General features: G+C 52.5%; 12 protein-coding genes, 2 tRNA genes and 1 pseudogene. 12 read left to right on the forward strand and 3 right to left on the reverse strand.

Features of this window, described 5'->3' with window-relative positions; genetic code table 11:
• Positions 1 to 8 precede the first annotated feature (8 nt).
• The 7 genes and pseudogenes from paaI (at position 9) to ACO0LM_RS19525 (ending at position 10147) form a co-directional block, all read left to right on the forward strand.
• Positions 9 to 527: a hydroxyphenylacetyl-CoA thioesterase PaaI gene (gene paaI / locus ACO0LM_RS19495; protein ID WP_423039073.1), complete on the forward strand. Its 519-nt coding sequence runs from the start codon at positions 9 to 11 to the stop codon at positions 525 to 527.
• A gap of 34 nt (positions 528 to 561) precedes the next feature.
• Positions 562 to 1911 (forward strand): phenylacetate--CoA ligase PaaK, encoded by a 1350-nt coding sequence (paaK, locus tag ACO0LM_RS19500; RefSeq protein ID WP_423039075.1) that lies wholly within the window; start codon positions 562 to 564, stop codon positions 1909 to 1911.
• Between the two features lie 57 nt (positions 1912 to 1968).
• Positions 1969 to 2568: a phenylacetic acid degradation protein PaaY gene (locus ACO0LM_RS19505; RefSeq protein ID WP_423039077.1), complete on the forward strand. Its 600-nt coding sequence runs from the start codon at positions 1969 to 1971 to the stop codon at positions 2566 to 2568.
• Between the two features lie 216 nt (positions 2569 to 2784).
• A pseudogene (paaZ, locus tag ACO0LM_RS19510) lies at positions 2785 to 4849 on the forward strand (phenylacetic acid degradation bifunctional protein PaaZ).
• A gap of 268 nt (positions 4850 to 5117) precedes the next feature.
• Entirely contained in the window at positions 5118 to 7946 is a 2829-nt protein-coding gene (locus ACO0LM_RS19515) for an ATP-binding protein (protein ID WP_423039079.1), read from the forward strand.
• A gap of 189 nt (positions 7947 to 8135) precedes the next feature.
• Positions 8136 to 10013 carry a potassium transporter Kup gene (locus ACO0LM_RS19520; protein ID WP_423039081.1) on the forward strand — a complete coding sequence of 626 codons (1878 nt, stop codon included), beginning with the start codon at positions 8136 to 8138 and terminating at the stop codon, positions 10011 to 10013.
• A gap of 57 nt (positions 10014 to 10070) precedes the next feature.
• Positions 10071 to 10147, forward strand: a tRNA-Arg gene (locus tag ACO0LM_RS19525).
• 426 nt (positions 10148 to 10573) lie between these two features.
• Here the strand turns inward: ACO0LM_RS19525 and ACO0LM_RS19530 are convergent.
• Together ACO0LM_RS19530 and ACO0LM_RS19535 are read right to left on the reverse strand one after the other, a co-directional pair.
• Complete coding sequence (locus ACO0LM_RS19530; protein WP_423039083.1) at positions 10574 to 10924, reverse strand: DUF2185 domain-containing protein; 351 nt, start codon at positions 10922 to 10924, stop codon at positions 10574 to 10576.
• 377 nt (positions 10925 to 11301) lie between these two features.
• Entirely contained in the window at positions 11302 to 11730 is a 429-nt protein-coding gene (locus tag ACO0LM_RS19535) for a hypothetical protein (RefSeq protein ID WP_423039085.1), read from the reverse strand.
• A gap of 508 nt (positions 11731 to 12238) precedes the next feature.
• Here ACO0LM_RS19535 and ACO0LM_RS19540 point away from each other — a divergent pair.
• Positions 12239 to 12315 (forward strand) — tRNA-Arg (locus tag ACO0LM_RS19540).
• Positions 12316 to 12443: 128 nt separating this feature from the next.
• Here ACO0LM_RS19540 and ACO0LM_RS19545 read toward each other — a convergent pair.
• Complete coding sequence (locus tag ACO0LM_RS19545; protein WP_423039087.1) at positions 12444 to 12854, reverse strand: thioredoxin family protein; 411 nt, start codon at positions 12852 to 12854, stop codon at positions 12444 to 12446.
• 84 nt (positions 12855 to 12938) lie between these two features.
• Here ACO0LM_RS19545 and tsaB point away from each other — a divergent pair, with 84 nt between their 5' ends.
• Genes tsaB through ACO0LM_RS19565 form a run of 4 tightly spaced genes read left to right on the forward strand, consistent with a single transcriptional unit; the run spans position 12939 to position 16028 of the window.
• Positions 12939 to 13631 (forward strand): tRNA (adenosine(37)-N6)-threonylcarbamoyltransferase complex dimerization subunit type 1 TsaB, encoded by a 693-nt coding sequence (gene tsaB / locus ACO0LM_RS19550; protein WP_423039089.1) that lies wholly within the window; start codon positions 12939 to 12941, stop codon positions 13629 to 13631.
• Positions 13632 to 13647: 16 nt separating this feature from the next.
• Positions 13648 to 14139: a ribosomal protein S18-alanine N-acetyltransferase gene (rimI, locus tag ACO0LM_RS19555; protein WP_423039091.1), complete on the forward strand. Its 492-nt coding sequence runs from the start codon at positions 13648 to 13650 to the stop codon at positions 14137 to 14139.
• Positions 14139 to 15032, forward strand: a complete 894-nt coding sequence (locus ACO0LM_RS19560; RefSeq protein ID WP_423039093.1) for a uracil-DNA glycosylase family protein — start codon at positions 14139 to 14141, stop codon at positions 15030 to 15032. Before rimI ends, ACO0LM_RS19560 begins: the two co-directional genes overlap by 1 nt.
• A gap of 15 nt (positions 15033 to 15047) precedes the next feature.
• Complete coding sequence (locus tag ACO0LM_RS19565; protein ID WP_423039095.1) at positions 15048 to 16028, forward strand: DUF1853 family protein; 981 nt, start codon at positions 15048 to 15050, stop codon at positions 16026 to 16028.
• The last annotated feature ends 8 nt before the right edge of the window (positions 16029 to 16036 follow it).

Consider the following 16036-nt stretch of genomic DNA (forward strand, 5'->3'; position numbering starts at 1 on the left):
CAGCATTGATGAACACAGAGATCAGTCAAGTAAGCAAGCAGGTCGCCAACGACCACCAGCACATGGCAGAACTTACGGCTGCTGCCATGTTCGCCAGCGATGCCGCAACGCGCGGGCTGGATATGCAAATCGTGCACGTGGCGGAAGGTACGGCAACACTCAGCATGCGCATCAGGCCGGCTATGCTGAATGGACATCAGACCTGCCACGGCGGCTATCTGTTCACCCTGGCTGACAGTGCGTTTGCCTTCGCCTGCAATAGTCGTAACCAGGCGACTGTCGCCGCTGGTTGCAGCATAGAATATTTATTGCCGGGGCGGGAAGCGGATGTCATCACCGCGACCGTGACCGAGCAATCATTGACTGGCCGTACCGGTATTTACGATGCACGCCTGACGAATCAACATGGGCAGTTGATTGCCCTGTTTCGTGGCAAGTCGCATAAGCTGAATGCTGAAGTGGTGCCGGGCCTGGTGTTGCGGGAAAATGCAGTTCCAAATGAACCTGTGTTTAGTCATCAAAAATAGAGACGAATCGAGAGAGTTCAGCAGGAGACAAAACATGGCAGACAACACAGACAACACAGACAGCAAAACAAACAGGAAAATAGCGACAGGCCTCGATGCGATAGAAACAGCCAGCAAGGATGAGCTGCAGTCCCTGCAATTGCAACGCCTGAAATGGACCCTGCAGCATGTGTACAATAATGTCCCGCATTACCGCACCAGTTTTGATGCAGCAGGCGTGCACCCTGAGGATTTGAAAACTCTGGCCGACCTGGCGAAATTTCCTTTCACCGGCAAGCAGGATTTACGCGACAACTATCCCTTCGGCATGTTTGCAGTGCCGCGTGAAAAAGTGCTGCGGGTACATGCCTCCAGCGGTACCACGGGCAAGCCTACGGTGGTGGGTTACACACAAAAAGATATTGATACCTGGACAGACCTGGTGGCGCGCTCGATACGTGCTGCCGGTGGTCGTGCCGGGGACATAGTGCAAGTTTCGTATGGCTATGGCCTGTTCACCGGTGGCCTGGGTGCGCATTATGGGGCAGAACGTCTGGGCTGTACGGTGATCCCCATGTCGGGCGGGCAGACAGAAAAGCAGGTGCAACTGATACAGGATTTCCAGCCATCCATCATCATGGTCACGCCTTCTTATATGCTCAACATCATAGAAGAAATGACGCGCCAGGGCATAGATGCTGCCAACACTTCGCTGCGTATAGGTATCTTCGGTGCCGAACCCTGGACTGATGCCATGCGCAGTGAAATCGAAATGCGTGCCGGTATTGATGCCGTTGATATTTATGGCTTGTCAGAAGTCATGGGCCCCGGTGTTGCCAGCGAATGCATAGAAAGCAAAGATGGGCCGGTGATCTGGGAAGACCATTTTTACCCTGAGATCATCAACCCGGATACTGGTGAAGTTGTGCCCGATGGTGAAGAAGGTGAACTGGTATTTACTTCACTGAGCAAGGAAGCTTTCCCCGTCATACGCTATCGCACCCGCGACCTGACGCGTTTGCTGCCACCCACTTCACGCGCCATGCGCCGCATGGGTAAAATCACCGGACGTTCTGACGACATGCTCATTATCCGTGGTGTGAATTTATTTCCGACCCAGGTAGAAGAACTGATACTCAAACATCCGCAACTGGCACCGCAATATCAATTGGTGGTGACGCGTGAAGGGCATATGGACAAACTCGACATCGTCGCCGAACTGCGCCCCGAGGTATCAGGTACGCTGTCAGAGCAGGATGTGAAGCAGTTGCACCAGCAGCTTGAACACCATATCAAGACCTTTATCGGCGTCAGTTGCCATGTCAGCATATTGCCCGCCAACAGCATAGAACGCACCTTGGTGGGCAAGGCCAGGCGGGTAATAGACAAGCGGCCCAGGGCCTAGTAATCAAAGCAAATATACGCAAAAATACGCAAAAAAAAGTAATCAGGAGTACATGGTATGAAAGTATATGCAATCGATGGCCTGATACCGGTGGTGCATCCCACTGCCTATGTGCACCCCAGCGCTACGCTGATTGGCGATGTGATTGTCGGGCCAGCTTGTTATATCGGCCCGTCTGCCAGCCTGCGCGGTGACTTTGGTCGCATCGTCCTGGAAGAAGGGGTGAATGTGCAGGATACCTGCGTTATCCATGGTTTCCCGGACAGTGACACGGTGGTGGAACGGGATGGGCATATCGGCCACGGTGCGGTATTGCATGGCTGCCGCATAGGCAGGAACGCCATGGTGGGCATGAATGCCGTGGTCATGGACCTGGCTGTCATCGGCGAATCATCCATCGTCGCGGCCATGTCCTTTGTCAAGGCCGGTATGGATGTGCCAGCGCGCAGCCTGGTCATGGGCGCACCGGCGCGCATTGCGCGTGCTTTGCGTGAAGAAGAGATCGCCTGGAAAACCGAAGGTACGGCGCAATACCATGCACTGACGCGACGTTCACTCGCCAGCATGCAGGAGGTGGAAGCTCTGACTGCCGTTGAAGAAAATCGCCCGCGCATTGCACTGGTCGCAGGCTTGCCAGCTTATCGCATCAAGTCTTGATTCATAGGACTTACGCAAAACCGCCCCAACTGCGTTGCAGCTCCTCGCCGTACTATTCGTACTGTCTTCGTCGCTGCGGTGTAGTCGGGGTTTTGGACAATATATTGTCCGCCGACGTAACGAACCTCCCCTGCAAGGGAGGTTTCCTAAAAGCGGCAGCCTTGCTGGGACAATTTTGCGTAAGTCCTGATTCATTTCATTATTAAAGAGTAGCCCATGAAAATTTTGCAAAGCTGGATAGCTGGTGTGTGGACAGGTGCAGAGCCCGGGCAGGTCTTGCATAGTGCCATTGATGGCAGTGCGATCTACGCCAGTCATGCTGAAATTTTGGATTTTAAGGCAGCGCTGACGTATGCAAGACAGATCGGTCTGAAGAATCTGCTGGCGCTGGATTTTCAGCAGCGCGCTGCCATCTTGCGCGCCCTGGCCAAATACCTGACCGAACATAAAGAAGATCTGTATGCAATTTCCTCGCACACCGGTGCGACGCGTAGCGATAGCTGGATAGATATAGAAGGTGGCGCTGGCACCGTATTTGCCTATGCCAGCATAGGCACGAATGAATTCCCATCCGGGAACGTGGTGCACGAAGGCCCGGCCATGTCGCTGGGTAAGCAGGGACATTTTTCCGGCACCCATATCCTGGTGCCGCGTCAGGGTGTGGCTGTGCATATCAACGCCTTCAATTTTCCGGTCTGGGGTTTGCTGGAAAAATTTGCTCCCAGCTTTTTGGCAGGCATGCCTTGCATCGTTAAACCGGCAACGGCGACATCGTATCTGACCGAGGCCCTGGTCAGGCAAATTCATGTCAGTGGTTTGCTGCCCGAAGGCAGCCTGCAACTGATCATTGGTACCACCGGCAACTTGCTTGATTTGCTGGAAGAAACCGATGTCGTCACCTTCACCGGTTCTGCTGCCACGGCGGCGCAATTGAAGGTGCATCCGAATATCGTGCGCCGTTCTATTCCCTTCAATGCCGAAGCCGATTCACTGAATTGCGCGATACTCGGGCCGGATATAGTGGATGGTGATGAAGAAGTCGATTTGTACGTCAAGGAAGTCGTGCGTGAAATGACCGCCAAGGCCGGGCAAAAATGCACGGCCATACGCAGGGCCATGGTGCCCGCCGCACAACTGGATGCTGTGGCAGAAAAAATCCGCGCCAGGCTCGACAAAACTGTCGTTGGTGACCCTCGTCTTGAAGGTGTACGAGGTGTACTGATGGGGCCACTGGCAAGCCGCGCGCAGCAGCACGACGTACTCGCCAGCATTCAACAACTGGCAGCAGGCAATCAAATCATCTGCGGCGGTTCAGTGCCAGCGCAGTTGCAGGGTGAAGGGCTGGAACAGGGGGCTTTCGTCTCGCCGACCCTGATCGTCTGTCGTCAGCCAATGGAAAATTCGGCAGTACACGAGATTGAAGCCTTTGGCCCGGTGGCGACCCTGATGCCTTACCATGACATGCCGGAAGCCTTGATGCTGGCTGCAAAAGGCAATGGCAGCCTGGTGGCCACCCTGGTCACCAAAGACCCGCACGTCGCTGCCATGGCGATACCGCATATGGCGGCAAGACATGGTCGGCTGATGATATTGAATGCCGAGTCAGCGCCAGAATCAACCGGCCACGGTTCCCCCCTTGCCGCAATTGAAGCATGGTGGACCGGGCCGCGCTGGCGGTGGTGAAGAGCTGGGTGGTGGCCGGGCAGTCAAGCATTATTTGCAAAGGGCCGCCGTACAGGGTTCGCCTACCATGCTGGCTGCAGTGACGGCAGAGCATGTACGTGGTGCTGCCGTACTGGAATCGGACATCCATCCTTTCCGCCGCTATTTTGAAGATTTGCAGATAGGTATGTCCTTGCTGACCCACAGGCGTACTGTCAGTGAAGCCGACATCGTTGCCTTTGGTGGTTTGTCCGGCGATTATTTCTACATGCATTTTGATGAGATCGCTGCCAAAGAAAGCCCTTTCGGCAAGCGCATTGCACATGGTTATTTTGTGTTGTCGGCTGCTGCCGGTTTATTCGTGTCGCCCGCACCGGGACCGGTATTGGCCAACTATGGACTGGATACGCTGCGCTTCATCAAGCCGGTAGGCATAGGCGACACCATCCGTGCGCGCCTGACTTGCAAGCGTAAGACAGACAGGCAAAAGAAAGATGCCAAAGGTGTGGGGCAGGGTGTGGTAGCGTGGGATGTGGAAGTGACGAATCAGGACAATGAACTGGTCGCAGCGTATGATATTTTGACATTGGTAGCCAAAAAAACGGCTGCTATTGCATGAGCCCGCGCCAAGATCGTAAACAGGATCTTATAAACAGGTTCTTATAAACAGGTACTTATAAGCAGGTTCTTAGATTTTTGCCTCAACATTAACATGGCTAGCTTACAACAGGCTTGTCATGCTGATGACTAGCAGCTTTTTGGTAACATTATTTAAATGATGTTGAACTGGTATGGGATAAAGTGAACTTTTCCCCATTGATCTGATACTATTTCTGGAATAGGACTTATTTCAACCACCTTAGCCTTTTGATACCAGCGTTTATCCCATGGACATGTTCGTTACTGATGACGAAGTAAAACAATGGGAATGTGAGTTGCCGTGTTTGCAGGGACAAGAATTATTGCGAATGATGGTCAGGCTGGCCTGGCATTTTCGTCAGCGCGATACCGCCAGGGCGCTCAAGCTGGCGGATGCTGCAGAGCAGTTGCAGCATGAATTGTCGTCGCTTGCTACCGCAACAAAAAAAGATCCTCAATCCGACCTGATCCATGCCAGGCTGATGCTGGTCAGGGCCGAGGTCGCCTGGTTGTTTGGTGAGTTTGATAATGCGCAGCAAATGACAGAAGCCAGCCTGCAACTGTCTGAGCATGACAGAACGCGCAGCACTGGCATGCTGGCAGCAGATGCCCATTATCTGCTGGCCTGTATCGGTTTGCTGAAAGGTGACATGCAGGTGATGGAAGTCGAGGTTGAACGGGCTATCCTGTTTGCCCGTCAAGCCCAGGATAGCATGCGTGAGCTGGTGGCTGAATCGTTGCTGGCGAACCAGATGGTGTTACGCAACCTGCCACGCGCTATCGAGCGCTGGAATGCAAACCATAATCCCGAAACGGCGGTTGACGACCCTTTCATCAACAGTTACATCAACGAATTCCTGATTTACACCTCTTCCGTGAGCAGTGATTTCGCACAATCGGCTGCACGTGGCATACAGGTATTTGAAGTCGCCCGGCAATACGGACAAAAAAGACGCATGATCAGCATTGCCAGCAATGTCGGGGATGCATTCAACATCATGCGTGACCATCAGGCGGCCTTGCGCTGGATACAGGAAGGCCTGAATCTCGCCCGCGAAACCGGCTGGCCCAACAGCATCGCCAGTTGCCTGCTGCAGATGTCGGAAACCCTGCGCCGTCTTGGACGCCTGGATACTGCCAAGGAAATGCTGGACAGCGCCTTCCCCATCCTGAACAACGTCGTCGGTTCACGTTCACATTTACTGGCCCTGCGTTACCTGGGTGATTTGTCGCTGGACCGTGGTGATTTCGATGTCGCGCTGAAGAGTTTTTCTGAACTGATATTTTGGGCTGACAATAAAGATCACCTGGATTTTCGTATAGGTTCACGCCGTGGCTATGCCGCTGCCTTGTCGCAACTTGGGCAGGCACAAGAGGCGCAACTGGCCGCGCTGGATGCGCTGGAACTGGTGCGTCACAGCAGGGACAGCTATCGCCATGTTGAAGTCTTGCGGGTGCTGGCGGCCTTGCACGCACGGCATTTTTTGCCACCCCCGGCCGACATGCAGGCGGCCAGCGCACCGCTGTATTATCTTGGCATGGCCATGGATATTGCCAGCCATATTGGCGGCTTTACCGTGCCGGGCGAACTGTATCAGGAACTGGCAAATGCCTATGCTGCTGTCGGCAGTTTTAAAGAAGCCTATGAATATAGCCGCGAAGCCATTGCTGCGCGTGAAAAAATTCATAAGCAGGAAGCAGCGAATCGCGTCAATGCCATGCAGCTGAATCAGCAGACTGAACTGATGAAGGCAGAAAGCGAACACCTGCGCCAATTGGCTGCAGCCGAAGCAGAGCGTGCCGAAGTCTTGCAACAGACCAGTGCAGTGCTGGAAAAACTGGGTGCGATAGGGCAGGAAATTACTGGCAGCCTGGATGCTGCGGCTGTCTTCGATGCACTCAACCGTCACGTCCACGATTTGCTGCACGTCACCGCCTTTGTCATCTATCTCATGAACGATGACCAGCAAAGCATGACGTCCGCCTTTGGTGTGGAAAACGGCGAGCCGATAGAGCCGGATACCGTGTACATGCACAGCATGGTCTCGAATTCGGTGCGCTGCGTGAGAGAAAGAAGCGAGATTTCCATAGACCTGGCTGGCGAAGACGATTTACCGGGCCTGATACCCGGTACAGAAAAAGTACACAGCATGCTGTTTGCACCACTGATTATCGGCGAACGGGTGCTGGGTGCCATGACCATACAATCTTCCCGGCAGTTTGTGTATGGCGCGCGCGAGAAAATGATTTTCCGTTCCCTGTGTGCCTATGGTGCGATCGCCCTCGGTAATGCCGATGCTTATCTGCGCCTGAAACAAACCCAGGAACATTTGCTGGCACAGGAAAAACTGGCCGCACTGGGCTCACTGGTGGCCGGTGTTGCGCATGAACTGAATACACCGATAGGCAATTGCCTGCTGGTCGCCAGCACCCTGCAGGATGGCAGCAAAGTCTTGCACAGCAAGCTGCAAGGCCAGACCTTGCGCCGTTCTGACCTGAATAATTTTTGCGAAGAAGTCAAAACTTCATCCGAGATATTGATGCGCGGCTTAAGCAGCGCCGCCACCCTGGTCAGCAGCTTCAAACAGGTGGCAGTGGACCGCACGTCAGAGCAAAGACGCAGCTTTGATTTGCGCCAGGTCTTGCACGACATTATCGCCACCCTGAACATTCGCATTACCCAGACTGGCCATACGATAGAACTGAACGTGCCCTATAACATCCACATGGACAGCTACCCAGGGTCGCTGGGGCAGGTGATCAGCAACCTGGTAGAAAACTCCATCCTGCATGCTTTTGATCAAGCCGAATCTGGCCACATGCGCATTGACGTATCGCTGATAGATGACCAGCGTGTTTTGATCGGCTTTTCGGACGATGGCGCAGGCATACCTGAAGAAAATCAAAAACGTATTTTTGATCCCTTTTTTACGACTAAACTGGGACAGGGGGGCAGTGGCTTGGGCTTGAATATTTGCTATAACATTGCAACTTCGATATTGCACGGCCAATTAAGCGTCAAAAGCAGCATGGGCGCAGGTACCAGTTTCTTCCTGGATTTACCGCTGACAGTTTGATCAGCAATAGGGCATGGCTGCTCAATTGATAGAGAAACAGTGTTAAATAAATATTGATCCGCGTAAATTTTTTGTAAAAAGAACTCCCGAATTTAATACTTGTCAAGCACCGTTTTTTTGTTGCACTTACTTGAAAATAGTTACGGAATCACCTATTGTGCAATGCACCAATAATAACAAGGTACACAATTGGCTAATCAACACACAAAAAGCAGCATCGCAGGCTTAACCCTGGCTGCTGTCGGCATCGTATATGGCGATATAGGAACAAGTCCTCTTTACACGATGAAAGAGGTGTTTTCAAAAGAACATGGCCTGCCACTCAATGAAGCGAATATTTTCGGCGTTGTTTCGCTGATATTGTGGGGGCTACTGATTATCGTCGCTATCAAGTACGTCACCCTGATCTTGCGCGCAGATAACCGGGGTGAGGGCGGTATCATGGCCCTGACTGCGCTGGCGCTGGAATCGGTCGGCAAATCTTCCAAATGGCATTTCACATTACTGGTCCTGGGTTTGTTTGGGGCCGCGTTGTTTTATGGTGACGGCGTCATTACCCCAGCCATTTCAGTATTGTCAGCGATTGAAGGGCTGGAAGTGGCCACGCCTGCGTTTACACCGTATGTGGTGCCGATTACCCTGGTGGTACTGTTGTTTTTGTATTCAGTGCAATACAAAGGCACGGCCGGCATCGGTAAATGGTTCGGCCCCATCATGGTCATCTGGTTTTTGGTACTGGCAGCCATGGGTGCTTATAATATCCTTAAAATGCCAGGCATTTTATGGGCACTGAATCCTGGGCATGCGTTCGCTTTTTTGACAGAACATAAAATGCTGGCTTTCCTGGCCCTGGGTGCCGTGGTACTGGCATTTACTGGTGCCGAAGCCTTGTATGCAGACATGGGCCACTTTGGTAGCAAGCCTATCCGTTCAGCCTGGTTCATGATCGTTTTCCCGTCGCTGGCCTTGAATTATCTGGGACAGGGCGCTCTGTTGCTGGATAATCCGGCTGCCGTGGGCAATCCTTTCTATCAGCAATTGGGTGCGTGGAGTGTTTATCCGCTGGTGATTTTGTCTACGGTGGCAACGGTCATTGCATCGCAGGCGACTATCTCCGGCACCTTCTCCATGACCAAACAAGCCATTTCTCTGGGCATCATGCCAAGGATGGAAATCGTGCATACCTCCTCCAATGAAATCGGGCAGATTTATATCCCTGCAGTGAACTGGCTGCAACTGGTCGTGGTGGTTGCCGCAGTAGTTGGTTTTGGCTCTTCATCCAGCCTCGCTTCTGCCTACGGTATTGCGGTGACGGGCACGATGCTGGTGACATCCTTGCTGACCTTCTTCGTGATTCGCTATGGCTGGAAATACAACCCCTTCCTGTGTTTTGCAGCGACCGGTTTCTTCCTGTTTATTGACGTTTCGCTGTTCTCTGCCAATGCGCTGAAATTCTTCCATGGCGGCTGGTTCCCGGTCGTGCTTGGTATCGTCATGTTCACCCTGATGATGACCTGGAAACGTGGACGTGAGCTGGTGTTTGACAACCTTAAAAAACACGCCATTCCGCTGGAAGATTTCCTGGAATCCCTGTTTGTTTCGCCACCAGTGCGGGTTGCTGGCACTGCCGTATTCCTGCGCGGTGAAGCAGACGGCGTGCCGCATGCCCTTTTGCATAACCTGTCGCACAACAAGATCTTGCATGAGCGCGTCATCTTCCTGACTTTGCACAACAAGGAAATCCCCAGGGTGCAGGATGCTCAACGCGTCAAGGTGACCGATCTTGGCAATGCCTGCTTCCAGATCGATGTGTTCTATGGCTTCAAGAATGAACCCGATATCCCTGCGGCACTCGCGCTGTGCGAGCAATATGGCCTGACATTTGAATCCTTGGAAACATCGTATTTCATCTCGCGCCAGACTATTATTTCTAGCCCAGGCAGCGGCATGGCCATGTGGCGCGAAAGCGTTTTCGTCGCCATGTCCCGTATCGCCCGCGATGCTGCCGACTATTACCAGATCCCCAGCAACCGCGTCATTGAGGTAGGTTCACAGGTGGAAATCTAAAAAATGGCAGCAGGGGCTTATCAATTGAAAATGCCTATGCTATAATCTTGGTCTTTCGCGGCTGTAGCTCAGCTGGATAGAGTACTTGGCTACGAACCAAGGGGTCGTGGGTTCGATTCCTGCCAGCCGCACCAGATTTAAAGGGACTAGATGAAAATCTAGTCCCTTTTGTCTTTGGGGAATTGGTTTTTTGTTGAGTTAATCGGACTACGATTGCGGTTAAAAGGTGTTCAAATAGAGTGTTGATGTGGGGAATGCAAAAGTTGTTTTTGCTTTTTTATCGACTTGCAGGCGAATTGAAATGCACAAATGTTTTTCGATTGATTCTGCACTCGTGCAGGGCGTATGTAGGATTTTCCCGTGTGGGTTGATGCTGCTTGTATCGGCGCAACATGCCGGGAGGGTGCCAGGCTCGCACCTTGTTTGACCAGCGCTACTGTCACGACAGGCCGGTTACACCCCGTTGTGGTCGCTCAGAGTTAGGTCGGGCGTCTTGAACTCAGTGGCACCGAAGGCATTCGATGGAGTGAAGGGCAGGGCGGGGGCCGCGCCGAATAGGCTCAGTCTTCGGTAGAATTCCAGTCTAAAATTTCTACAAATTCCTCATCGCCGGAATTTCGTTCAAATGCCGAGCCGATCGGGGCGTCTAGTAATGGAATAATGGAACGATCATAATTGGCGATCGTATTCATATTGTAATACGCGAGATTTGCGGGGTCGTTCGCGTACTCATCAGTTTCTTGCCCTGACATGAAGCACCATCCGCTATCGTGTTCGTGTCTGGGGCCTTCTCGATACATGAAACATACCGGCAGGCCATCGACAGTGATCATGTCGCTTGCTAGGCCTGCGCCATAGCCAGATACGAGCGGTTGGATCTGATCTTTCGGCAAGAAGTAAATTTTCGTCATACCTAACGTCTAACCTACAAGTTCAATGCGGTCAAAAGGCCGTCTGCTGTAACATTCAGGTTCGCGATGACTGCTTGTGCTCGTCTGCCGACGATTGTACCCAACATCGCGCGGGCTGTGTTCGCTTTGGTCCCTGTAAGGTTGGGCGGCTGGCGCGCCAAAGTTGTTGCGAGATGAGTCATTTTATATCAGTGGATCGACAAACAACTTATTCATTTCCCCCATTGGTGGATGATTGGCTGCCAGAGAATCATCTGGCACGCTTTCTGGATTAATGCATACGTTGACGACTGACAATGGTAAGGGATTTGCTCATTTATATCGCAACCTTCGAAATGAATAAAAATATGCGATGCAGCTTTGCACTGCGTTGATGCTTATTGATTCTTTTTACGCATCTCGCTCGCAAAGGCATGATTGTATATCTGCAGGCGTATCGTGTTATTGTCTTCGTTGAAACCCAATATCTTGAGGGGTTTTTTACGAGTGCCTATGATCGCTAATATGATCGCAAGAACCCACCAGAACAGAATAAATTTGTCTGATTTATGGAAAACTTGCAAGCCGGACCAACCAATCGCGGCACATGCTATTGCCGCCCCATACCATTTAAAATGTGCTGAAGAGCAACTCCCGCAAACGGGTATTTCGACTGAAATATACCGGTATTTTGTGACACTTAAGACCGTCCATAGCACGACTTTTTCTGTGTGCACTTCCATGTTGAAATTTTTGCTGCCGCAACGGCAGCATTTGGATGGCCAATTAATGTAATCTGCATCTGCATCTACGTCGAGGGGTTTCATTTTTCTAATTTAGGTGAAGTGAACTGGACATGCTGAATATTGAAAAGTAGAGAATCTAAATTCAGACTGGCTGAATATATTATAGCCAGGACTTACGCAAGATTGTGTTAGCAAGGCTATTGCTTTAAGAATCCCAACCTTGCAGGGTAGGTTCCTTGCGTCGGCAGCAATGAAGACGATACTTTAGTACGCGGCTCCTGGGAAAGGAGCGGCAACGCAGTTGGGGTGGTTTTGCTTAAGTTCAAATAGCGATGTTTATTGATAGACTGCTCTTGGGCGGATAATTGCAAATGGCCTTGAATCACATGGATTGTTCATCATGACTTGTCATTTTGAACAAGTGTCAGTTGAATCAGGATGGGCAGAAAAAGACAAATGAAAAGCAATTTTTTGGCGAGTCGCCGATGAATTGTGCTGGGTTTTTGCCCGTCAACCCCATAAAACCCCAAAATATTTCCCTCAAGGGGCTTTTTATTTCCAGATTACCCGTGCTATACTCTCGTTTTTCGCGGCTGTAGCTCAGCTGGATAGAGTACTTGGCTACGAACCAAGGGGTCGTGGGTTCGATTCCTGCCAGCCGCACCAGATTTAAAGGGACTAGATGAAAATCTAGTCCCTTTTGTCTTTGGGGCGTTGGAATATGTTCTGGATGTAAATTCTGGGCTGGTATCTGGGGTGTTGCTGACGCGTAGGTTGCGACGGCTGCTGCTTTGTCAGGTGGCCAGAATCAGTTGCCGTATATTCCAGCCTTGCGGGGCGTCCTGGTTCAGGGTGCTGCGTTTGATGTCGGCACCTGGTGTGTGTTCTGTCATGGATGCAAGCAATCTTTGCAATTGCATTTGATCTGGCAGTACGGTGCCGAGGAAGATGACCTGGTCGCGGTATTGAATCAGGATGGTGGGAAAGTCCTGAATATCCACTTCATCCACCAGATGGGCCTGGTCTTCGATGTCTATCCAGGCGAAGCATTTGTCGGCATGCTGCTGCGCCAGACTGTCGAACGCCGTGCGATAGGTATTGCAGGTGTCACACCAGGCAGCGCACAGGCAGGCGATGAGCCAGTCCTTGTTGGCCAGTTCAGCCTTGATGGAAGGGATGTGTTCGGTATTCGTGATTGCTTTCATATGACAATTTTAACCGAACTGGGCGACCGGGTGCGACTGGCAAAAGCCAGCCTTGAGTTGAATGGAACACGGTAAAATACGGGCATGACTATTTTATTAGCAATTGAAACTTCTACTGAACTGGCGACGGCAGCCGTGCTGGTTGATGGGCGCTTGTATCTGCGTGAGCTTTCAGGTGTGCAGACGCATTCCCAGGGTATTTTGCCGGCCATCCAGGCGCTATTGAAAGAAGCAGGCGTTGCCTTGCAGGATTGTGCTGCCATTGCCTTTGGTTGCGGGCCGGGCGCGTTCACCGGCATCCGCACGGCATGTGGCATTGTGCAGGGCCTGGCGTATGGTGCTGGTCTGCCGGTGTTGCCGGTGGTGAGCCTGCAGGCAATGGCAGAAGCTGCCCGAGGTGAAAAACCCCTGGCCGAATTTGTTTGCATACTGGATGCCCGCATGAATGAAGTTTATTGGGCGCAGTATCGCTATATCGGTCATGCCTGGGAAGTGGTGTCGGCACCAGCGCTGGCACGTCTTGATGATGTGTTTCCGCTGGTCAGTTTTGCCGCACCCACGTATGTGCTGGGCCATGGCATTGTTTTGCCGGAAGCGATTGCGGTCGCTGCAGAAAGCCAGTTGTGCATGCCACATGCGGCGCAAGTGGCAACGCTGGGCCATATTGCGCTGCAGGCAGGCTTGCAATTGTCACCAGAGCAGGCACAACCCCTGTATTTGCGAAACAAGATTGCACTGACCACGGCCGAGCGGGAGCAGGCCAAAGCACTGGTTTGAAAGATTGTTAAGAGTGATGAATTTAACGCCCACCTTATCCAGCTTACCTGCCCTGGCCGCATTGCCAGCTTTGTGCAAACTCGGCTATGCCGACATAGACAGAATACTGACGATAGAAGAACAGGTGTACACCCATCCATGGACGCGGGGTAATTTTACCGATTCGCTGTTGAGTGGCTATGAGGCTTATGGCCTCCGCGATGCAGAGCAGGAATTGTTTGCCTATTTTGTGGTGATGCCGATTCTGGATGAATTGCATCTTTTGAATTTTGCTGTGGACTTGCCGCATCAGGGGCAGGGCAAGGGTAGGTTATTACTCGATAAATTGTTCGATTATGCGAATGAACTCCACTATGTATCCATCTTACTGGAAGTCCGGCGCAGCAATGCGCGTGCTATCTCTGTGTATGAAAGCGCGGGTTTTGCTGCCATTGGCGTGCGCAAGGGCTATTACCCTGCGCATAATGAACAACGCGAAGATGCCATCGTCATGCGGAGGGCTTGCTGATGTCTGCATTTGATCAACATGATCAACATCGTAATAACCTGTTGCAGGAACTGGGCATAGGCCCAGTTTGGCAGTTGCGACACCATGCCAGCACACCAGCAGAGGTACCAGACCCGGTTGTGGCGCGCGTGCCGGTTGAGGCAGGCGAGCTTAAATCACCGCCAAGCCTTACACCAGAACTCGCGGCACAATCATCACGCCCACAGGTAATGCCGCCAGAAGAAGTAATACCACAGCAGCACGCGGCGCAGGCAGAAGCAAGACCAGTAACAGAAACAGTAGCGGAAGCAGATGCGGACACAGACACATCGTTGGTAGCCGCCATGTCCTGGGAAGTATTGCAGCCCGTGGTTGAAAGCTGCCGCGCTTGCGGTTTGTGCAAGGGCAGGTCGAAATCGGTGTTTGGTACTGGCGATAGGCGTGCCACGTGGCTGTTTGTGGGCGAAGGCCCTGGCTATAATGAAAACCTGCAAGGCCTGCCTTTTGTTGGGGCTGCCGGGCAGTTGCTCGACAATATGCTGAAAGCCCTGGGGCTGGCGCGTGGCGACCAGACGTATATTGCGAATATCGTCAAATGCCGTCCTACTGATGAAAACGGCAAGGACAGGCCACCTACCGCCGACGAGATAGCTGCTTGCCTGCCATATCTACACAGACAGATTGCGCTGATACAGCCGCAAGTGATTGTCGCCCTGGGCAAGACGGCGGCGGTATCACTGCTGGGCATGAATCTGGAAACGCCAGTGGGGCAACTCAGAGGCAAGCTGCATCACTTCAATAATATCCCGCTGGTGGTGACCTACCACCCGGCTTACCTGCTGCGCAAGCCGGCAGATAAAAGTAAGACATGGGTGGATTTGTGCATGGCCATGCAAGCCATGCCTGCTGCCTGATTCGCTGATTACCTGATGCGCATGGATAGCTACCAGGCTGGTTTCCATCAACAATGGCAACATCTGCACACCCCCCATGTGCGTGCGCTGGCCTGGATGCTGACTGCGCCGGGCTTGCTGGATGCGCAATCACCCTTATGGCATGCGGCTATCGCCCAGCCCCCAGTGACCGATGCGGCGGCCCAGCAATGCCGGCAATGGCTGCAAGCACTGGATCATGATCCGGCCGCCTTGCTGACATTGCTGGGTCGGCATTCACATCGCCGCCTGGGCCTGTATGCCGAAACCCTGTTCGAATTTTATCTGCAAGCGCACGGTTTGCTGCATGCGCATGGCTTGCAGGTGCATAACAAGGGTAGCAATACCATAGGTGAGTTTGATTTCTTGTTACAGAGGGATGGCAGCTTGCTGCATCTGGAACTGGCGACCAAGTTTTATCTGTTTCATAGGACTGATGCTGCAGTGGCAGCGGGCAAGTTGGCTGTCCTGCATGATTTTCTGGGGCCCAATCTGGCGGATAGCCTGGGCGCAAAAATCCGCAAGATTATTGACCAGCAATTGCAATTGTCACGCCATCCCCTGGCGCAACCTTTGTTACCGCAGGTGGTGAGCACTGCACAGGCGCTGGTGCTGGGTTGGCTGTTTTATCGCGAGCAGGATTTGCCGCATCAACAAGCTGGTTTGCCAGGTTTGAATGTCAAGCATTGCCGTGGCTTGATCTGGACGCAGGAAGAATTGCAGTCGCTGGAATTTGATCAGGCGTTGGTACTCGACAGGCTGGATTGGCTGGCACCGGCGCAAGTGTTGCCAGGTGCGACGCAAGACAAAGCTCAGGTAATGGCCGCTGTCGAAGCCAGTTTTGGTGTGACTGAAACCCCGGTCATGCTGGCACTGATGCAGGAAAACCAGGGGCAGATGCAGGAATACCGGCGCGGCATGGTCGTGCCTGCTAACTGGTTTATGCGTGCTGCAGAGATCAAACGACCTGGAGGATGACGCGCCAT

The sequence above is a fragment of the Undibacterium sp. Di26W genome, from assembly GCF_049340265.1.
Taxonomy (GTDB): Bacteria; Pseudomonadota; Gammaproteobacteria; order Burkholderiales; family Burkholderiaceae_D; genus Undibacterium.